We start from the raw sequence: 18480 nt of genomic DNA, 5'->3' as shown, positions 1-18480 counted from the left end.
GATGACGACTCATTCAAGTCGGTGGGCTCTAGCTGGCAAGCTGGTTCTGCGACGCCTGCTCGTAGCCCTTCCGGTCACAGCCGGGCTAACCGCCGTGGTCTTCGCGCTAGCAAGCATTGCACCGTTTAATCCTTTGGCAACTTACCTTGGCTCCAGCTATGCGCATACCGACCCCGAACTGCGTGAACAGCTTCGAGACGAACTAGGATTCAACAAGCCTTGGCTTCAAGTCTGGACTCACTGGATCACGCATGCGATCCGCGGTGACTTTGGCATTTCCATCACGGCCTCTCGGCCGGTAGGCCAGGTGCTACTTGAACGCATTCCTTACACGTTGCTTCTTACCGGCACCGGCCTGATCCTAGCAATCCTCTTATCCCTGATTTTGGCTTTGGCAGCCGCTTGTTATCGCAACCAACTAATTGATCGTTTGGTTCAGGCCATCGGGCAGCTGGCGCAGTCGGTTCCAGTATTTGTTCTGGCGCTGGTAGCCATCGCCGTATTTGCTTTGCCGCTAGGCTGGCCCACCTCAGGTGTAGCGGCAGCAGGCATGACCCCGACGCCCGCATCGATACTGTCGCACTTATTCCTGCCGGCAGTCATTCTGGCCATTAGCTTGTTGCCCTGGCTGCTTTTAAACTTGCGCACTTCGCTGCTGGAAGCAGTGGATTCTGATTCGGTCTTGGCTGCCCGCGGTCGAGGTGCAAAACAGGTGTTACTTGCCGAAGCCTTGCCCCAAGCGCTACTTCCTTTTATTACGGTCATTGGTGCTCGTCTAGGCGAATTGATCACTGGCGCCCTACTAATTGAAACCATCTTTTCCTGGCCAGGTATCGCCTCAGCAGTTGTTGGTTCAGCCATAGCAGGAGACTTCGCTCTGCTGGCAGCGGTCACTGCTTGTTCTGCACTGGCGGTCTTTGCAGGCAATGCCCTAGCCGATGCCGCATACCTACTAGCGGATGCCCGGGTGAACAATGACTAAGTCCAGTTACTCCTGGTTTGTAGCAATCATTGGGGCTGCGCTGCTGACATACGCGCTGTTGGTTCCGGCACTGAATCCCGCAGCGGTAAATACAGTGAATCTCGCCTCGGTGTATCAGCCCCCAAGCCCCAGTCATTGGTTTGGTACAGACCAACTTGGACGCGACCTCTGGTCCCGCACAGCCGCTGCATTGCGCGTCTCGCTGGTGATGGCCATCGGCGCTGCAGTTTTCTCGACGCTTTTGGGGATTCTTGCTGCGGTAGTGGCGGTCACCTCCGGTAAATGGGCCGACCGAATCATCACGCGGCTCATTGATGTACTCAATGCGATTCCGCACCTTTTACTTTCCGTAGTCATTTTGGCCTTGTGGCCAGGGCAGATCTGGGCCATTGTGCTGTCCATTGCACTCACCCATTGGACTCAAACCGCCAGGCTACTGCGTGCCAAGCTCCTCTCGGAGCGCGAACGTGGATTTGTGCAGCTGAGTCTGTCAACAGGTGCACGGCCACTAGCCTTGTGGCGAACTCACCTCATCCCGGCCGTGCTACCGCAGGCCACAATCGCTTTCGCCCTTCAGATACCGCACGCCATGTGGCATGAGTCCGCATTGTCGTTTCTCGGCGTGGGGCTACCTGCACAGTCAGCTTCATTGGGGCTGCTACTCGAAGACGCCCGCAGCGGGATTCTCTCCGGCGCGTGGTGGCTGCTCGTATTCCCGTCCATAGCGTTGATCCTGGCCAGTTGGACGGCCACGACCGGATCGCATCATCTCCACGAACCAAAACAGGGTGCTCGCCACAAGGCACCGGCGGCATTATCAAACGAATCATCCGGGCAATTCCAAAAGCAGATATCCGCGCCCGGGCTACAAATCACGGCGTCGGTTACAGCCGGAACAAGTCATCTAGTGCATTCGGCTTCGCTCTGTGCCTCCCCCGGAACTATCCATGCGCTCACCGGAGAATCAGGGGCCGGAAAAACCGTGTTCTTGCGAGCCATCGCAGGACTACTTCCCGAAAATTTGGAGGCTAGTTCCAGGCTGACCTTCCACGGAAAATCGGACAAAAATGCCGCCGAAGGAAAGCTCCTCGGTAAAGAACTGGTATTCATTCCCGGCTCGGCGGCCACCGCCCTCAATCCAGTACGTACGCTGCGTTCGGCGCTCAAACGAACTTTCCGTCAGCAGTTACGCCCAACCAGCAATCCTGACCTCATTGGGTACTGGCAAGGATTCGGATTAGAGCCACACCTACTAGATCTGTATCCGCACCAACTATCCGGTGGACAGGCTCAACGTGCGGTTCTGGCTCTCGGACTGGTCTCAGAGCCGAAATGCATCTTGCTCGATGAACCAACCAGCGCACTGGATAACACGACCCGAACGATTGTGGCTGACATTCTGCGCGGCGCAGCTCAACGGGGCGCGATCGTCCTCATCGTTACCCACGACCATGATCTGGCCGAAAACATGGCTGATGTTGTGCACGTGATGGATCACGGGCAACTCGTCACCATCCAGGCCGACAGTGTAGGAGCAAAGCGTTGAGCCTGACTCTTGAAAAGGTAACTGTAAGTCGTGGCGGACAAATGATCTTATCGTCAGCGTCACTGACTGTGGCCGCCGGAGAAGTCGTTGGAATTACGGCGCCTTCTGGGGCGGGCAAAACGACAATGCTGTCCGTGGCCTCTCTACTGCACTTGCCGGACTCGGGAAACGTTGTGATCAGCGGAACGGTGGTCTCGGCAGGAACCAACAAATCGAAAATCCCTGCAAGACTGCGCCAGAACATCGGTTTGCTCCCCCAAAATCCTAGGAATTATGCAGATCCTCGCCTGAGCTTGGCCGAAACGATCTGTACACCTTTGTCTTTCCGGGACGGCCGGTCGAGACCTAATCAAAAGCGCTATCGAGACCATATACTCCAACTTTGTGCCGAGGCCCAACTACCCGAAACCCTTTTGGAACGGCGTCCGGCGGAAGTCTCGGATGGTCAGTTGCAAAGAGCACTGCTGGCACGAGCGATCAGTTTAGATCCAAAGGTGTTGCTCTGTGATGAGCCGACGTCCGCCTTAGACCCAAAAACGACAGGTGCCGTTTTTGAGGTCCTGCGTGCCCGAGCGTCGAGGGGTGCCGCAGTCATCATCGCGTCGCATGACCTTAGTTCACTTGCCAATACCTGCGATGAGGTTCTGGCCCTAGATCAATTACAACGACGATAAGGACTCAGTACTTACGCAGTTGTACAGCTGCCTGACCGCGCAAACGCTGACGCAACTCGTTGACGATACTCATCAACACTGCGGTGGCACCTTCAGTTGATGTGCCCAAGGTTCGTACCGACAGCCCTGAGGTAGCAGTCTCGGAAACCCCAACATGCACGGGCTCACTTTGTTTCTCAGCAACCTCGTAGGCAACGTCTCTCAAGGATTCAACCATCTGAGAATCGATCCGTGAATCCACCGCCAGAAGCATTCCCACATGGGTGTACTCCTGCAAATACAGGAGCGACTCTACGGCTTGGGCTCCCGGTTCTACCAATAGATTGTCGAGTACTGCCAGCTCACCGTCCACATGAATTTCAGTGCGCAAACGGATTCGATCATAACGAAATAACTGTCCGTCAGGGCTCCAGCCAGGCGTAATTACTTCGAAGATGACCAGTGAACTGGAGCTGTCCATCTTCACGACGGTTTCTTGCCGATAACTTGCATCTTGATAAGCGATGAGCTGATCGGGCAAATACTCTAGGACTGCGTCTTGCTCTAGCTCAACGCTCATACGTGAGAGCGCTTCGCCCTGTGGCGTGCGGTAGATCTTTGTTGCAGACTGCGTAGTTAATAGAAGGCTGGCCGAAGCCGCAACCTGCACGTCAACGCCGTACGTATCGGCGCCAAGATACCCGCCTCCGGGATTAACTACGGTGTAGCAGACCTGCGGGGTGCTATCGAGATAGTGGGGTCGCAAAACCCGCAGGGCACCTTGATGAAACTGGCTGGTGGCGACGTCCTTACCCGCCCTGCGCTCAATACGCAGCGCCAGTTCACCGGTGAGTCGAGACTGGTCCACTAGGCAAGATCCGTCATCAAAACGTCGCGCTTGAGCCAAGTGATGACCTCTTCGAGTCCGTCATCCGTCTTCAGATTAGTGAAGCAGAACGGCTTGTGGCCTCGAAATTGCTTGGAATCAGATTCCATAATCGACAAGTCTGCTCCAACGTAAGGGGCCAAGTCTGTCTTATTAATGATGAAAAGATCCGACTTGATCATGCCCTGGCCTGCCTTGCGGGGAATCTTCTCCCCCTGGGCCACGTCGATGATGTAAATAGAAAAATCAACCAACTCTGGCGAGAACGTGGCTGAAAGGTTATCGCCACCAGACTCAACGAAGATGACCTGCAAGTCCTCATGCTTTGCTTTCAGGTCTTCAATGGCCGCTTCGTTCATCGAAGTGTCTTCACGGATAGCGGTGTGTGGGCAACCGCCAGTTTCAATCCCAACAATTCGGTCCAACGGCAGCACTCCGTTGGCTGCCAGAATTTTTGCGTCCTCGATGGTGTAGATGTCGTTGGTGATCGCCGCCATCGAGATCTCCCCGTCAAGTGCACGGGTGATGCGTTCAATTAGTTGGGTCTTTCCGGCGCCCACGGGGCCTCCGATACCAATACGAATCGGTTCCATAAGTGTGTTCCTCAAATTAGTTCGGACCGCGTCAACGGTCTTTGGCAGATGTTTTAAGACATGAACATGCGTGCGCGCTGGTGCTCATGTCGCATCTGTGCGATCTCGAGTCCCGGTGCGGCCACACCCAAATCTTGGTCATCCAGGGTGAAGATTTTGGTAACTGTTTCACCAACGGCTTCGTGCATCGAGCGGATCACCCGTTGCCCGGCATCTTGCCCCAGCGGAATGGCACGAATTGCGTTCTGTGTCAGGCTTATCGCTGTCGAAAACAAGTAGCTGCTCAGCGCATCCGCCAGCGGTGCTCCGGCTCCGCGAGCGGCCAACGCAAAAGCGATGGCCGGATGCCCTACGCACCGCCCCGAACGTATCGCTTGTTCATAGCTTCGCAGCTCAGGCACCTCAAATCCTGCCAAGGATACGGCCAACATCCGCCCACCCATTTTTTGAGCCGCCAGACGTAGCTGCTTAGGCAGTGTCGAAGCATGGATCATTGAGTCCAGCGCAATAATGCGTTCCTTATCTTCAGCTTCGAAAGCAAAGCGAAGTAGCAAGCCATCTGTATAGGCCAACGATTGCGCTAGAAACTGCCGAAGCCACAGGGCAAAACTATGTTCATCCTGAACCTGACCTGATTCCAAATAGGATTCCATTCCAAACGAGTGACTGAAGGCGCCCGTGGGAAGAGCAGAATCCGAAAGCTGCAATAAGGTCAGCAGATGCCCAGAGCTAGTGGGTGTGTTCTGCATGTCGGAAAGGAACAGGCATAACACGTTCCTGACGTTCGTATGGAGCGTGGTGATGCTTCAAGAAGTCCTCAACAGTATGGTCGTATTGCACCACCATCACCTCAGCCGTGTACTCCGATTCAATATCGAAGAATTGTGCCTGCAGGTGACGATTGCCCAGTGAATGAGCGATGAAAGCCATCTCGTAGATTGATTGTGGAGCGATAACCAAAACGTCTGTAGGCAAGACAGAAATGGTGATGAGCTCGGAATCTGAAATCATCAAGATATCACCGTCTTTCAAATCCGGTCCCGGCGCTAGCCGAAGCCCTAGTTCTCGCCCATGGTCAGTGCTAACCCGTTGGATTCGTTTGACCAGATCCGCACTGGGCAGAACCACCTTCTCGTGATGCCTGTCGGCAAGCAGATCGGCGGATTCCTCATGGATGTTTCCCACGAGTTTTTCAATAATCATTGTGCTCCTTCTCAAAAACTTTCATGCGATAGCTCTGCTAGAACAGGAAATACCGTTGAGTCATCGGCAGTTCCTTGGACGGTTCGCAGGTGGCCAGTTCACCATCAACAAAAACCTCATAGGTTTGAGCATCAACCTTGATCTCTGGGGTCTGCCCGTTGTGCTTCAGATCAGCCTTGGTGAGGTTGCGGATGCCGTGGCAAGGTCGAATGATCTTGCGAAGTCCCAACTGCTCCGGGACCCCGTCATCAATGGCCGCCTGGGACATGAAGGTGATGGAGCTGGAATGAACTGCCGAACCCATAGCACCAAAGCTAGGGCGGAGCGTGCGCGGCTGTGGGGTTGGAATCGAAGCATTTGAATCGCCCATAATCGATTGCACGACCATGCCACCCTTGATCACCAGGTCTGGTTTCACACCGAAAAACGCAGGATCCCACAGCACCAGGTCAGCGAACTTTCCTTCTTCAACGCTACCGATGGAATCTGAAATTCCTTGCGCAATTGCAGGATTGATCGTGTACTTGGCAACGTAGCGCTTCAGCCGCGCATTGTCGCCAATCTCTGGATCCCCGGCTAATTTACCGCGCTGGCGTTTCATGGAATCCGCTACCTGCCAGGTACGTAGCACCACTTCGCCCACGCGGCCCATGGCCTGCGAGTCTGAGGAAGTAATGGAAAATACTCCCATGTCGTGCAGGACGTCCTCGGCAGCAATCGTTTCAGGACGAATGCGTGAATCGGCGAAGGCGACATCCTCGGGTATATCGGGATTTAAGTGGTGACACACCATGAGCATGTCCAGGTGCTCATCAACCGTATTGGTTGTATACGGCAGCGTGGGATTGGTCGAAGCAGGGATGACGTTGGACAGGCCAGCCATGCGAATGATGTCCGGAGCATGACCACCTCCGGCGCCTTCGGTATGGAAGGTATGAATAACGCGCCCAGCGATCGCCTCAATGGTGTCTTCGACAAAGCCACATTCGTTCAACGTATCGGTGTGAATCGCGACTTGAACGTCATATTCATCGGCTACCTTCAGCGATGTGTCGATGGAGGATGTAGTTGCGCCCCAATCCTCGTGGATCTTCAGCCCAATGGCTCCGGCTCGAATCTGTTCGACTAGAGGTGCCGTATCGCTGGCGTGCCCTTTACCCAAAAATCCGATGTTGACCGGAAGGTTTTCCACTGCCTGCAACATCCGTGCGATATTCCACGAACCAGGGGTCAGACTGGTCGCCTTGGTTCCTTCAGCTGGTCCAGTACCGCCACCGATCATAGTGGTGGTGCCATTGGCTAAAGCCGCTTCTACCTGACCCGGAGAAATGAAGTGAATATGGGTGTCGATGGCTCCGGCCGTCAGTATCTTGTGTTCACCGGCAATGATCTCGGTTGCGGCACCAATAGTGATGTCGACGCCGTCAGAGATATCTGGGTTGCCAGCCTTTCCGATTTTGAAGATGTGTCCATCGCGCAAAGCTACGTCTGCTTTGTAGATACCGCTGTAATCCAGAACCACGACGTTGGTGATCACGGTATCGGGAATGTTTTGATCTCGGGTTAGGCGACCATTTTGTCCCATGCCGTCACGAATGACTTTTCCCCCACCGAAGACAACTTCTTCTCCATAGGTTGTGTAGTCCTTTTCGATTTCTAGAAGCAGTTCCGTGTCAGCCAGGCGAATTGCGTCACCGGTGGTTGGGCCATACATTTCCGAGTACTGCTTGCGGGTCATTTCGAAGCCCATGATTACAGCTCCTGCTCATTCTGCGATGCTTCGTTGGCTGTGATCTGATCGGCGGTATTCTCTAGTGGACCGCCAACCGCATTTCGGAATCCGTGAACCTCTCGTGCTCCGGAATATTCGACTAACCTAACGCTGCGTGCGTCCCCTGGTTCGAACCTCACCGCTGTTCCGGCGGGTATGTCGAGGCGGAATCCGCGAGCGGAATCACGGTCAAATTCAAGCTTTGGGTTGACTTCAGCGAAGTGAAAATGGGAGCCCACTTGCACCGGGCGGTCGCCACGGTTCACGAGATTAATCGTTCGGGTCTTCTGCGTCTGGTTGCAAGCTATCGGCTCGTCGCGAAGTACGTATTCTCCGGGAATCATGATCAGTGCCTTTCTAACCGTCGATGCTAACGGATGGGACTATGGACCGTAACGAGCTTGGTGCCGTCAGGAAAAGTTGCTTCGACCTGAACGTCATGCATCATTTCGGCGATTCCTTCCATCACGTCCTCACGTCGAAGGATCGTGGTTCCGTAGCTCATCAGGTCCGCCACGGTGCGACCGTCACGGGCGCCTTCCATCAGCTCATAGGTGATGATGGCCGTAGCTTCTGGATAGTTGAGCTTCAGTCCGCGTCCTTGACGCCTGCGCGCCAGGTCCGCGGCGACAACGATCATGAGCTTTTCGTGCTCGCGCGGCGTTAGATGCATCGACAGATTCCCCATTCAACAGTTGCTCTGAGCTTTTCGTACTCTGACCGATAAACGGCCGCGAAACACTCATAGACAAAATTCATTGTCCCTAGACAATCTTGATTTTACCCATCGACCGCGTCGGCTCCCCCACGTGTCTATTTCTATGAAGTTAAGACTTCATTACGGCTGTTGCCTTTCCAGGTCAGTAGCGGTTCAAAGAAGGAGAATTACTATCAAATGAACGCAGTCTGCTCCCCGGAACGCCACTGGCAAGTTACGCCATTTTATTCGTTCCGAGGAGCAGGAGCATGTCGATTTCTCGCGTCCAATAAGACCTATTCGACCAGCTTGCCGATTTGCGAGACTTCGGTGATCAGTTTTTCGATCTCTTCAGGCACTGCAGGAATCGCTTCACGAACAATTCCCTCTGGCGACCACACCAGATTCACTTGCAACCTTGGATCCGTCATTGGGTAATCACTACGGTTATGACAACCGCGTGTCTCTTTGCGTTCCACGGCGGATTCCAATGTTGCCCTGGCAGCTAGAACAGAAGACTTGAGATCAAAGGCATGACAGAGGTCTTGGTAGCCAGCGATGTCCGGATGAATACCAATGTTTTGCATTCTCTCTTCGATCTCCGCCAGTTTCTCCAGTCCGCGATTTAGGCTCTCTTCGTTGCGAACGACCCCGGCATGTTCGGTCATGACATCCCGAATTGCTCGTTGCAAGGAACGAACGTTTTCCTCACCGTCGGCGTTCACTAGCGAATCCACAGTGCTGCGTGCCTTGTTTATGGCTTCATGCGACCGATGGTGCACCGACAGTGAGCGTGAATAATCGGAAGCTTCCTGCCCAACGATTCGGCCGAATACAAGCAACTCAATTAATGAGTTGCCGCCAAGGCGGTTGGCTCCGTGGAGTCCGGATGAGGCTTCTCCGATGGCGTACAGTCCTGGAACCTCACTGGCATGAGTCAACGGATCAACCCACACCCCTCCCATCGAATAATGGGCTGTCGGTGCAATCTCAATTTTTTCTCGGGTGATATCGAGCATCTGTTCTTCAAGCATGGTCTGATAGACCCGTGGAAGTCGCGACATGATGGTTTCGCGTGGCAGGTGAGAGACATCAAGCCATACACCGCCCTTGTCCGTTCCGCGTCCTTCGCTGATTTCCGTATAGGCGGCCAACGCAACTCGGTCGCGGGTGGACAGTTCCATGCGTTCGGAATCGTAGCTTTTCATAAAGCGCTCGCCCAAGGCGTTGGTGAGGATTCCGCCCTCGCCTCGGGCTGCTTCAGAGATCAATGTTCCAGCGACGGATTCGGGTTCGATAATGCCTGAGGGGTGGAATTGCACCAGCTCGGCATCGCGCAGACGGGCGCCGGCCTCTACGGCAAGACGGAAGGAATCTCCGGTGTTTTCATCTCGCCGTGAACTACTGCGACGCCAGATGCGGTTGTGTCCTCCGGCGGCCAAGATGACTGCGTCGGCTTGAATCAGGTAGCCCGTACCATCGTTGACGTCGAAGCCGTACGCTCCAAAAATCACGCCGTCGGCGACCAAGAGTTCGGTGACGTAGACCGAGTCCAGAATCGGGATCTGCAATTGTTCGGCACGCTTGATGAGTGTGCGTTGAATTTCTAGTCCGGTGTAGTCTCCGGCGAACGCGGTGCGACGGAATTTGTGGGCTCCGAAGAATCGTTGTGAAATTCGGCCGTCGTGTTCCCGTGCAAAGTTCATGCCGTAGCGTTCAAGGTCCTCGATGCCACGGGTTGCGCCTTGAGCCACGACCTGCACGGTCCGCGGATCCGCCAGGTAGTAGCTTTCCTTGATGGTGTCCGCAGCGTGTTGCTGCCAGCTGTCTTCTTCATCCATGGTTCCGAGTGCGGCGTTGATGCCGCCGGCGGCGAGTGAGGTGTGAGCGTCATTCTTTGGACGCTTTCCCACGGCGAGGACGTCGGTGCCCAGTTCGGCCAGTTCGATTGCGGCTCTTAGTCCTGAACCACCGGTGCCGATGACGAGGACTGAAGTTGATATTTGCTTTTCTGTTCTCATATTTCTCAGCTTCGACCTTTGCCGAGAATACGTCCAATGAATAATAATCATGCTTTCAATAGCGATAGGCTATGCATATGAATTTAGAGCAATTACGAGGCTTTGTCACCATCAGCGAGGTGGGGCACTTCACACGCGCTGCCGAGCTTTTGCACCTGACTCAGCCTTCGTTGAGCCGCCAAGTTTCGACGTTGGAGCAGGAGCTAGGGTCAGAACTGTTCCACCGTGCTAGGGGAAACATTTCACTCACCTCTGCTGGCCAAGCGCTGCTTCCTCGCGCGCGGCGCATGCTTGCCGATGAAGAATCTATCCGAAGCGAGATGGCCGACCTCGCGGGCTTACGTAGAGGTCGGGTGCGTCTGGGTGCGCCGCCAACACTTTGTGTGTCAGTGGTGGCCCAGGCTCTCGGTACGTTCCATGATCGATACCCTGGGGTGCAATTACAGATATCGGAGGCCGGGTCACGAGAGTTACTAGATCAGCTCAACGGCGGCCTGTTGGATCTGGCCCTGATCGTCACTTCAGAGCACTCGATCAACGGAAGTAACTTGGACAGCTTGGCATTATTCAAAGAAGAACTAGTGGTTGTTGATTCAACGACAAATCCGCATTTGCCGGAACTCGAAGAACTAGATTTACGCGCGTTAGCCCCTGTTCCACAGATCGCATTCTCGCGCAGCTACGATCTTCGAGCTAGCACCATGCGCACCTATAGAGACGCAGGCCTTCATCCAAATGTCGTTGTTGAAGGCGGGGAAATGGATGCCGTCTTGCGGTTCGTAAAGCAGGGGCTAGGCGTTGCGGTGGTCCCCGCGACCGTTGCACTTGAATCGTCAGGGCTGCGCACCATTGCGTTGCGCGCGCCGCAGTTGTCACGAACCGTTGGACTGGCACATCGTAAAGATGTCGCCTTGACCAGGGCCGCAACGGCTATGCAAGACTTACTTGCAGATACCGCCAAGGAATTATCAGAGCGCCACGAACAAATTACTTAGCTAGCTTGATCCCCAAGTGCGAGGCCATTTGTTCGGCCAGCATAGAAAGTTGCATTGTGCTGATCTGCGCGCCGCGGAGCCCCTCGAGTCCATCAACAAAGCCGAAATCCAATCCTTGAAAATCAACCTCGCGAAGCGTCGCCTGAGAACTCGACAGCTGCCCAGCGCGGCTATCCACGAATGACATGCGCTGAATCTTTGCTCCTTGCAGGTCCAGCTCATCAAACTGACAATTGCGAAACTGAACATCGCGAGCGTTCACTCCACGCAAATTCAACCAACCAAATTTGCAGTTATCAAAAACCACGGAATCAAATTCGGCGTCCGCAAAGTCAGCTGATCCAAACCGTGAATATCCAACTCGTACGTCATTGAAGTACGTTCCGGCGGCCTGCATGACTGGTGAGTCGATCTGTCTCAATTCGCACTGGATCAACCGAGCGTTGCTGATCTGTTCAAGTTGCAGCGAACTGATCAGGCATTCTTCTAGGCGCGCTTCACGGGCCTGCAGCGGTTCTACAAGCCTGTCAAAGTGGAGAAGTTCTAGGTACTCGCCGCCATCTAAATCACCGCTGTATCCGGTCGCCAGCTGGGGCAGTGTAAACGGTCTGATTTTCGGCGCGTGCATCAACTCTCCTCTTTTTGACCAACTTTAGAACTCGTCGATCACCAGCTTCTTCATCCCAAGCATATGCTGGAAAGCATGTGGTCGTTTCATCAATTCGTCCATGTTGGCAGGGACGATTTGCCAGCTAACGCCGAATTTGTCGCTGAGCCAACCGCAGGCTTCCGCCTCTGGAACGGCGGATAATGCATCCCAGAGTCGATCAATCTCTGCCTGACCTTCACAATCCCATTGCAGAGAAACACCGGGGGTAAAGGTGAAGGGTTGACTCACCCCTGAATCCATTGCTGAGAGAACATCCTCACCCAACGAAAATTGGGAAAACATGATTGATTCGGCATGTACTACTTCATTGGCCTGCCCATACGGCACTTGCATATGGACCTTTGCCCCGAAGACGTCTGAGTAGAATTCCAAGGCCTCCGCTGCACGATTCTGTGCCTGGCCGCAGAACATAAGGCTTGGCAATACCTGGGCACCGGGCTGAATCTCTTGGGCTGATTCCATCAGTTGCCACGACACACCAAAACGGTCAGTGACCCATCCATAGTGCTCGCTGAAAGGATACTGCTGCAGTGGCATCATGACCTGGCCACCATCGCTGAGCGCCGCCCATGTACTGTCCAGCAACTCTCGTTCCGAGGCCCGGAAATTGAGAATAATCGAAATCGAAGGATTCGGGTCAAACTCATTTCCGGCATTAATGAGGGTAATTTTCGTGCCCCGAACCCACACGGAGACCGTCAGCGCCTCTCCCGCAAAGGGTTTCTGAAAGTCCAACAGCCCCTCGGTGGGATATCGGGATTCCACCTCAGATCTAGCTTCGGGCAACGCAGCTGCGTAGAAATCTCCGGCTTCCTCAGCGTTTCCTTGCATCCATAGATTTACCGTCAGATTTTGCATTGCGTCCCCTATTCCTCGCTGTCATTCCAAGTTACGAACTCGCTTCCATTATTGGAAGAGCAATCAGCGATTTTTCAGATCAGTAGTCTCTCGATCACGACCCTTGAACTCGTCCATTGAGTTATAGACGCCAATGACGTTCTCAGCCACGTAGTCCCAGGCGACGCGAGGCAAGACACCGCGTAGGAACTGACCCAGCCTGCTGGTCCACGGTAGGAGCACCAATGGGGTACCTGAGAGCATGGCTTTCCATGCACGCTCAACGACCTGCTCTGGTCGCAAGATTGGGGTGAGCAACATGGGTTTCGCTCCCTCAAACATCCCCGTTGAAACGTAGGTGGGACAGATGGTCGTGACTGCAATCTCTGGATCGCTTTCAAGCTCCAGCCTCAACGAGTCGCTCCATGCCAAAGCTGCCGACTTTGAGGCGCAGTAGACACTCATATTCGGGTTGGACACCAGCCCTGCTGCAGAAGCCATCGTCAGAATGCGTCCGGTGCCCCGTTGCGTCAGTTGAGACAACAACTCGTGAGTGATGTACATCGGAGCCAAGGTATTGATTTGAATCGTGGTGGTGATCTGCTCGGTGCGGTGTTGTTCAAATGGAGATCCAGTAACAACGCCCGCGTTATTGATCAGAATGTCCACACCGCCGGAGCTGATGGCCTGGGCTGCAGCACTCTTGATTTGATCCAGCTGAGCCAAGTCAACCACTTGAGCGTCTACATTAACTTCGAGTAACCGGAGTTCTGCAGCTACCTCTTCTAAGCCTGCCTCATTAACGTCCCAGATGATCACTCGGGATGCGCCTTCGAGAGCAGCCTTACGGGCAAACAATCGTCCCATCCCGCTAGCCGCTCCAGTGACCAATACCTGTTTCCCTGCGACTGATTCCAATGCTGGCTTTGACATGGTTACCCTCCCGTAGATCCTTTCTTGGGCTCAGCATATCCTGTGACGCGGGTTACAACCACGCACATCCTGAGTCAGACAATCGCGTTTGCCAGTTAGCCTTGAAATATCAAAAACACACCCCGGAGGGACTATCGTGAGCATTGACCGCCTAGACGCGGACCTTATTGAGTTACTGACCGAATCACCGATGCTGCCGGTCATGGAATGCGCACGGCGCCTTGGTGTTGCCCGAGGGACAGTAAGTAGTCGGTTGACCCGGCTACACGATGCCGGTGTGATCCAAGGAATTATCCCGCGCATTGAACCTGCGGGATTCGGCTACTCTTTGGTGGCGTTCTGCCAAGTAGAAATTATTCAGCGATACGGGCATGGTCCGGTCGCTTCGGCCCTAGAAGAGTCCATCCCCGAGATCGTAGATATGTACACGGTCACCGGAACCTCGGATCTGCAATTACGTGTAGTTGCACGCACGGCTGAAGACCTGCAAGAAATTTTTGACAGGATCAACCGCGTGCCCGGTGTGGCAAGGACCTCATCCTCATTTGCCCTGCATGAACATTTTCAAGGGCGCACGCTTCCATTAGTCTCCGCTTGCGCTAGGGCCGAGGCCGAGACGGAAAAGGCTAAGCAGAATGACTAGTAAAATAGTCAGGTGGGCAATGACCACTATGCAGCCTGCATAGGTACTCAGACTCCGATTGCACGGTTCAATCGTTCAACCTACAGTCATTGCTTGTGAATCGCGACACGCGAGAATATGAGCGAGACCACTGCAAGGAGTGTCGTTGCAAGGGTCTTGCTGTTTGAACGATTGCCAGCCTCAAGTTGTTTTGGCAATCAGAGAGGAAACTCATGACCCTTCACCAGCGCCCCTCCTTGCAGAAAGTACCCGCTTACAAGCAGGGTAAGCCCGCACCCGCTGGAGCTTCTAAACTCTCCTCCAACGAATCCCCGCACAGCCCACTTCCCTCTGTGCTCTCCAGCATCCAGGAGGGGCTGGCAACTATCCATCGTTACCCGAGCATTGCAGCTCCACAGCTCACCAATGCACTCAGCGACCAATTCGATATCGCCCCTGAGCACATCACCCTCGGGGCAGGTTCAGTTGAAGTCGCGGCCCAGATCATTCATGCCGTCGCCGCAGAAGGTGACGAAGTCATGTACGCCTGGCGTTCGTTCGAGGCCTACCCATCACTGGTCCGAATTGCTGGCGCCACTCCGGTTGAAGTCCCCCTCGACAGCGAATCACGTCACGATCTGCCGGCCATGCTCAACGCGATTACCGAAAAAACACGCCTCATTTTTATCTGCAATCCCAACAACCCGACTGGAACGGTTGTTCAGGCCCAGGCACTCGATGATTTCATCAATGCTGTGCCACGCGATGTCCTTGTCGTAGTCGACGAAGCCTACGTGCATTTTGACCGTTCCACCGTACGCGCTGATGGACTTGCCCTCTTCCGCAAGTACCCACACGTGGCCGTACTCCATACGTTCTCCAAGGCTTACGGACTTGCCGGCCTGCGAATCGGCTATGCAATCAGCCCTTTGAAAGTAGCAGAAAACTTGCGTAAAGTCGCAGTGCCCTTCGGTGTCTCTGACCTAGCACAGCGTGCCGCAGTAGCTTCCCTAGCTGCCATCGATGAGCTCTCCGTACGCATCGAAGAGGTCGTGACTCAGCGCGAACGCATGTATGAGGCTCTAGCGGCCGCTGGATACCCAGTTGTGAAGTCGCAGGCAAACTTCGTTTGGGTTGATGCCGGTGAGCAAACCATCGAGTTGGAAGCCCAGCTTGCTTCCGGCGGAGTCATTGTCCGCGCATTCGCCGGTGATGGACTACGTATTTCCTCCGGCACCGAAGAAGATGTCAATCGTGTGCTGGCAGCTTTGCCAGCAATCAAACCCGCAGAGGCGGCCACCGCATGACCGCAATAAAAACTCCGACTTCCCAGCTCCACTCTTCGCTGACTCAACGCCAGATTTCCATGATGGGTCTGGGCGGAGCTATCGGCGCTGGCCTTTTTGTTGGATCCGGCCAGGCGATCTCCATCGCAGGCCCGGCAGTATTGATTTCCTACTTGATCGCCGGGGCGGTCATCATCGTCATCATGGCGATGCTCGCCGAAATGGTTGCTGCACACCCATCCTCCGGCGCATTCAGTACCTTTGCCCACAGGGCCATGGGTCGAAGCGCCGGGAGCACCTTAGGCTGGCTGTACTGGATTCAGCTAGTCGTTGTGATCGCCGCCGAGGCTACCGGTGCAGCAGCCATCACGGCCACTTGGCTCCCTGCAGTCCCCCAATGGGCATGGGTGCTCGGCTTTGTAGTCATCCTGACCGCCGGGAACCTATTGGGTGTTCGGAACTATGGACGGTTCGAATACTGGTTTGCGGTCATTAAAGTTGCCGCGATTCTCGCGTTCTTGGTCTTCGGCGTCTTGGTTCTTACACGCGTTATCCCTACCGACGCATCCGTAGGATTTGGCAATCTTGCTGCTCACGGTGGATTCGCACCGGGCGGAATGCCCGGGATCGCTGCCGCACTGCTCATCGTGATCTTCTCCTTCGGTGGCACCGAAGTTGTTTCTATTGCCGCTGCTGAGTCGAGTGATCCTGCTGGCAACATCAAGCGAACTGTGAAGTCAGTGATGCTTCGCATCCTCTTCTTCTACCTCGGCTCGATCCTCATCATTGTGGCACTGCTGCCATGGAACGATCCGGCTATTGCCGACGGTCCTTTTGCTGCCGCTTTGGGTGTTATGAACGTCCCGGGTGTCGGACTACTGATGAACGCCGTGGTCGTCGTTGCATTGCTCTCGGCAATGAACGCCAATATCTACGGGGCTTCGCGCATGCTCTACTCGCTGGGTCAGCGCAAGTTGGCTCCACGAGCTGTCACCCACGTGACTGGCAAGGGCGTGCCATCCAAGGCCGTGCTCAGTTCGGTCACTTTCTCATTCCTCGCGGTGGGTCTGAATTGGATTTGGCCTGAGACCGTCATGCCTGTCCTGCTCAATGTAGTCGGGTCAACGATCATCATCATCTGGGCGTTTATCGCGGTAACTCAGTTGATCTTGCGACGCCGGGCAGATAGGAATGGCGAGAAATTGCCTTTGCGCCTGTGGGGTTTCCCAGCACTGAGCATCGCAACTCTGGTTGTTCTCGCGGTGATCGTAGTTATCGCCGTGACTGATCCTGCAGCACGCACCCAGTTGCTACTGACCGGTGGACTCACCGCAGCGATCTGGCTAGTTTCCAAACTAGTCTTACGTGAACAGTCCGACGAGTTGGTCAGCAACGAAAGTTAACGACTGCAGTCGAGATCGAAGCCTAGGTTCAATTCATCCGTGAATTGAACCTAGGCTTTTCTTTTCACCATTTCGTTGATCCAGATTGGAGCGAATGGTGAGGTGCACCCGGGTGACGTCGGATAATCCGCGAGTACCTGCAGTTTCTCGCCAATTGCCAAAGCCCTGGCACGAAGCGGGGCATGTTCAATTCCGATATTTGCCAAGGTATTGTTCATTGCCCACTGCAAGCGGTCCGGTGCCGTGACCATCCGTCGCTCGATGGCATCCAGCAGTTCTGGAAGATTAAGCTTGTCGGGGTCCTTGGCCACTTGGTGTGCTGTCAGCTCCCAACCTGCTGCTTCTAGGACTGGGTCTTGCTCGAGCATTAGCGCGCATCGAAGCTGTTCAAGGAGCTTAGTTTTTTTGACGATGTAGCTAAGGAACCAGCTCTGCACCTTAGGCGTGCTGGCTTGTTTGCTCCATTGAAGAAGCTGTTCAAGGGTGAAGCTACGTGGCTTAGCAATCAAGATGGCAACCAAAGAGCTTGCTGTGTCCTGCGTGTTCCAGAGTTGCTCGGCAAGTTCCTGATTAGACTTCAACGACTTCGCTAAAGCCCTCAACTTACTCAAGTTAACGCCAAAGTCATCGCCGTGGCGTTCGTTGATGGCCCTAGCTTTGGGGTCTTCCAGCTCGGCCAGCGCCTGCTGGACGTCCTTGACCAAACTGTCTGGTCCTAATTGCTGGCTCAATTTCTGCTCCACATCTAGTAGTTGCTAAAGCGATTGAACAGGTTGTCGAAGTATTGTTCTTAACTTCTCCGGGGTCACTCGTCTAGGATCTCCAAGATAGATTTCGTGATGTTTGCCGGTCATCTGCAATCCATGCTTTGGGATGAAATCCTCGTGCATGCTCTTGAGCACCGGTCCCTCGTCATCGTAAGCACCAACGTGCAAGGTCTGAACGCATTGACCTTCATCCAAGACTTCTATGCGCACCTTGTCGGCGGCAGGCAAGTTCTTGCTAGCTTGTGCGGCTTCTTTAGCTTGCAGCGCGTCACCGTCGTCTAACCACCGCGGAATCATCAACATCAGCGTCCAGTGCCACAAAGACTTATCCCTATGATCAGTGAAGCTAGTCAGATCATCGGCCCACCACAGCCCTTCAAGCGGTGGCATCACGTAATCCCTCCCGATCTGCTTACTCGCGAATTTCAGCTTGTAAGCAATTGGGTATAGCGACTCCACCGCCTGGGTATAGGCCGTGGATGTATTGGGATCTCCGGTTCCGTCAACCATCAGATAACGAGTGGGTTCAAGGGTTAGTACTTGAAATTCGGAAGTCTTCGCACGATAACCGGGGCTAACTTTTTTGAAATCAATCTTCTCGACCAATACTTCGCT

The 18480-nt window shown here is 54.4% G+C and carries 20 protein-coding genes; 7 read left to right on the top strand and 13 right to left on the bottom strand.

The window, feature by feature from the left end; genetic code table 11:
* Position 1 precedes the first annotated feature (1 nt).
* The 3 genes from N6V40_RS10810 to N6V40_RS10800 are packed head-to-tail and all read left to right on the top strand — an operon-like array spanning position 2 to position 3202.
* Complete coding sequence (locus tag N6V40_RS10810) at positions 2 to 982, top strand: ABC transporter permease (RefSeq protein WP_131088324.1); 981 nt, start codon at positions 2 to 4, stop codon at positions 980 to 982.
* On the top strand, positions 975 to 2528 hold the full coding sequence (locus N6V40_RS10805; protein ID WP_262197624.1) for an ABC transporter permease subunit: 1554 nt from the start codon (positions 975 to 977) through the stop codon (positions 2526 to 2528). The genes N6V40_RS10810 and N6V40_RS10805 overlap by 8 nt, the downstream gene beginning before the upstream one ends.
* The gene (locus N6V40_RS10800; RefSeq protein WP_131088326.1) at positions 2525 to 3202 is read left to right on the top strand and encodes an ABC transporter ATP-binding protein; all 678 of its coding nucleotides are present in this window, start codon (positions 2525 to 2527) and stop codon (positions 3200 to 3202) included. The genes N6V40_RS10805 and N6V40_RS10800 overlap by 4 nt, the downstream gene beginning before the upstream one ends.
* A gap of 4 nt (positions 3203 to 3206) precedes the next feature.
* Here N6V40_RS10800 and N6V40_RS10795 read toward each other — a convergent pair whose 3' ends face one another.
* From N6V40_RS10795 to N6V40_RS10760, 8 genes are all read right to left on the bottom strand, one after another.
* Positions 3207 to 4088, bottom strand: a complete 882-nt coding sequence (locus tag N6V40_RS10795; RefSeq protein WP_262197622.1) for an urease accessory protein UreD — start codon at positions 4086 to 4088, stop codon at positions 3207 to 3209.
* Positions 4049 to 4660 (bottom strand): urease accessory protein UreG, encoded by a 612-nt coding sequence (gene ureG / locus N6V40_RS10790; RefSeq protein ID WP_131088327.1) that lies wholly within the window; start codon positions 4658 to 4660, stop codon positions 4049 to 4051. Before ureG ends, N6V40_RS10795 begins: the two co-directional genes overlap by 40 nt.
* 53 nt (positions 4661 to 4713) lie before the next feature.
* Complete coding sequence (locus N6V40_RS10785) at positions 4714 to 5301, bottom strand: urease accessory protein UreF (protein WP_315973674.1); 588 nt, start codon at positions 5299 to 5301, stop codon at positions 4714 to 4716.
* Between the two features lie 88 nt (positions 5302 to 5389).
* A complete protein-coding gene (ureE, locus tag N6V40_RS10780; RefSeq protein WP_131088329.1) occupies positions 5390 to 5863 on the bottom strand; it encodes an urease accessory protein UreE in 474 nt (157 codons plus the stop codon).
* Positions 5864 to 5900: 37 nt separating this feature from the next.
* A complete protein-coding gene (gene ureC / locus N6V40_RS10775; RefSeq protein ID WP_262197620.1) occupies positions 5901 to 7613 on the bottom strand; it encodes an urease subunit alpha in 1713 nt (570 codons plus the stop codon).
* Positions 7614 to 7615: 2 nt separating this feature from the next.
* Entirely contained in the window at positions 7616 to 7978 is a 363-nt protein-coding gene (locus N6V40_RS10770; RefSeq protein ID WP_131088331.1) for an urease subunit beta, read from the bottom strand.
* 26 nt (positions 7979 to 8004) lie between these two features.
* Positions 8005 to 8307: an urease subunit gamma gene (locus N6V40_RS10765; protein WP_262197619.1), complete on the bottom strand. Its 303-nt coding sequence runs from the start codon at positions 8305 to 8307 to the stop codon at positions 8005 to 8007.
* Between the two features lie 320 nt (positions 8308 to 8627).
* Entirely contained in the window at positions 8628 to 10352 is a 1725-nt protein-coding gene (locus N6V40_RS10760) for an FAD-binding protein (protein WP_262197618.1), read from the bottom strand.
* Positions 10353 to 10429: 77 nt separating this feature from the next.
* Between N6V40_RS10760 and N6V40_RS10755 the strand changes: the two genes are divergently transcribed.
* The gene (locus N6V40_RS10755) at positions 10430 to 11347 is read left to right on the top strand and encodes a LysR family transcriptional regulator (RefSeq protein WP_262197617.1); all 918 of its coding nucleotides are present in this window, start codon (positions 10430 to 10432) and stop codon (positions 11345 to 11347) included.
* Here the strand turns inward: N6V40_RS10755 and N6V40_RS10750 are convergent.
* The 3 genes from N6V40_RS10750 to N6V40_RS10740 all read right to left on the bottom strand — a co-directional run bounded on the left by N6V40_RS10750 (position 11340) and on the right by N6V40_RS10740 (position 13787).
* Entirely contained in the window at positions 11340 to 11975 is a 636-nt protein-coding gene (locus N6V40_RS10750) for a pentapeptide repeat-containing protein (protein WP_131088335.1), read from the bottom strand. The genes N6V40_RS10755 and N6V40_RS10750 overlap by 8 nt on opposite strands.
* 24 nt (positions 11976 to 11999) lie before the next feature.
* On the bottom strand, positions 12000 to 12875 hold the full coding sequence (locus tag N6V40_RS10745; RefSeq protein WP_262197616.1) for a VOC family protein: 876 nt from the start codon (positions 12873 to 12875) through the stop codon (positions 12000 to 12002).
* A gap of 63 nt (positions 12876 to 12938) precedes the next feature.
* Positions 12939 to 13787 carry an SDR family NAD(P)-dependent oxidoreductase gene (locus N6V40_RS10740; protein ID WP_262197615.1) on the bottom strand — a complete coding sequence of 283 codons (849 nt, stop codon included), beginning with the start codon at positions 13785 to 13787 and terminating at the stop codon, positions 12939 to 12941.
* A 136-nt stretch (positions 13788 to 13923) separates the two neighbouring features.
* Here N6V40_RS10740 and N6V40_RS10735 point away from each other — a divergent pair, with 136 nt between their 5' ends.
* From N6V40_RS10735 to N6V40_RS10725, 3 genes are all read left to right on the top strand, one after another.
* Positions 13924 to 14430 (top strand): Lrp/AsnC family transcriptional regulator, encoded by a 507-nt coding sequence (locus N6V40_RS10735; RefSeq protein WP_262197613.1) that lies wholly within the window; start codon positions 13924 to 13926, stop codon positions 14428 to 14430.
* Positions 14431 to 14642: 212 nt separating this feature from the next.
* A complete protein-coding gene (gene hisC / locus N6V40_RS10730) occupies positions 14643 to 15716 on the top strand; it encodes a histidinol-phosphate transaminase (protein ID WP_131088339.1) in 1074 nt (357 codons plus the stop codon).
* The gene (locus N6V40_RS10725) at positions 15713 to 17098 is read left to right on the top strand and encodes an amino acid permease (protein ID WP_131088340.1); all 1386 of its coding nucleotides are present in this window, start codon (positions 15713 to 15715) and stop codon (positions 17096 to 17098) included. The genes hisC and N6V40_RS10725 overlap by 4 nt, the downstream gene beginning before the upstream one ends.
* A 50-nt stretch (positions 17099 to 17148) precedes the next feature.
* On the opposite strand, the gene N6V40_RS10720 is transcribed toward N6V40_RS10725, so the two are convergent.
* Both N6V40_RS10720 and N6V40_RS10715 read right to left on the bottom strand, forming a co-directional pair.
* Positions 17149 to 17829: a DNA alkylation repair protein gene (locus N6V40_RS10720; protein WP_131088341.1), complete on the bottom strand. Its 681-nt coding sequence runs from the start codon at positions 17827 to 17829 to the stop codon at positions 17149 to 17151.
* A 24-nt stretch (positions 17830 to 17853) separates the two neighbouring features.
* Positions 17854 to 18471, bottom strand: a complete 618-nt coding sequence (locus N6V40_RS10715; RefSeq protein ID WP_262197611.1) for a GyrI-like domain-containing protein — start codon at positions 18469 to 18471, stop codon at positions 17854 to 17856.
* Positions 18472 to 18480: the final 9 nt, after the last annotated feature.

It is taken from the genome of Glutamicibacter sp. M10 (assembly GCF_025452055.1).
In the GTDB taxonomy this organism is placed as follows: domain Bacteria; phylum Actinomycetota; class Actinomycetes; order Actinomycetales; family Micrococcaceae; genus Glutamicibacter.
This window is presented reverse-complemented; position numbering and strand designations above follow the sequence as displayed.

What these genes read in the sequence shown, in the direction of transcription:
- N6V40_RS10740 (WP_262197615.1), bottom strand. Translation starts at nt 13,787, where the DNA reads ATGTCAAAGCCAGCATTGGAATCAGTCGCAGGGAAACAGGTATTGGTC.
- N6V40_RS10745 (WP_262197616.1), bottom strand. Translation starts at nt 12,875, where the DNA reads ATGCAAAATCTGACGGTAAATCTATGGATGCAAGGAAACGCTGAGGAA.
- N6V40_RS10805 (WP_262197624.1), top strand. Translation starts at nt 975, where the DNA reads ATGACTAAGTCCAGTTACTCCTGGTTTGTAGCAATCATTGGGGCTGCG.
- N6V40_RS10765 (WP_262197619.1), bottom strand. Translation starts at nt 8,307, where the DNA reads ATGCATCTAACGCCGCGCGAGCACGAAAAGCTCATGATCGTTGTCGCC.
- N6V40_RS10750 (WP_131088335.1), bottom strand. Translation starts at nt 11,975, where the DNA reads ATGCACGCGCCGAAAATCAGACCGTTTACACTGCCCCAGCTGGCGACC.
- N6V40_RS10810 (WP_131088324.1), top strand. Translation starts at nt 2, where the DNA reads ATGACGACTCATTCAAGTCGGTGGGCTCTAGCTGGCAAGCTGGTTCTG.
- ureC (WP_262197620.1), bottom strand. Translation starts at nt 7,613, where the DNA reads ATGGGCTTCGAAATGACCCGCAAGCAGTACTCGGAAATGTATGGCCCA.
- N6V40_RS10770 (WP_131088331.1), bottom strand. Translation starts at nt 7,978, where the DNA reads ATGATTCCCGGAGAATACGTACTTCGCGACGAGCCGATAGCTTGCAAC.
- N6V40_RS10760 (WP_262197618.1), bottom strand. Translation starts at nt 10,352, where the DNA reads ATGAGAACAGAAAAGCAAATATCAACTTCAGTCCTCGTCATCGGCACC.
- hisC (WP_131088339.1), top strand. Translation starts at nt 14,643, where the DNA reads ATGACCCTTCACCAGCGCCCCTCCTTGCAGAAAGTACCCGCTTACAAG.
- N6V40_RS10725 (WP_131088340.1), top strand. Translation starts at nt 15,713, where the DNA reads ATGACCGCAATAAAAACTCCGACTTCCCAGCTCCACTCTTCGCTGACT.
- N6V40_RS10755 (WP_262197617.1), top strand. Translation starts at nt 10,430, where the DNA reads ATGAATTTAGAGCAATTACGAGGCTTTGTCACCATCAGCGAGGTGGGG.
- ureG (WP_131088327.1), bottom strand. Translation starts at nt 4,660, where the DNA reads ATGGAACCGATTCGTATTGGTATCGGAGGCCCCGTGGGCGCCGGAAAG.
- ureE (WP_131088329.1), bottom strand. Translation starts at nt 5,863, where the DNA reads ATGATTATTGAAAAACTCGTGGGAAACATCCATGAGGAATCCGCCGAT.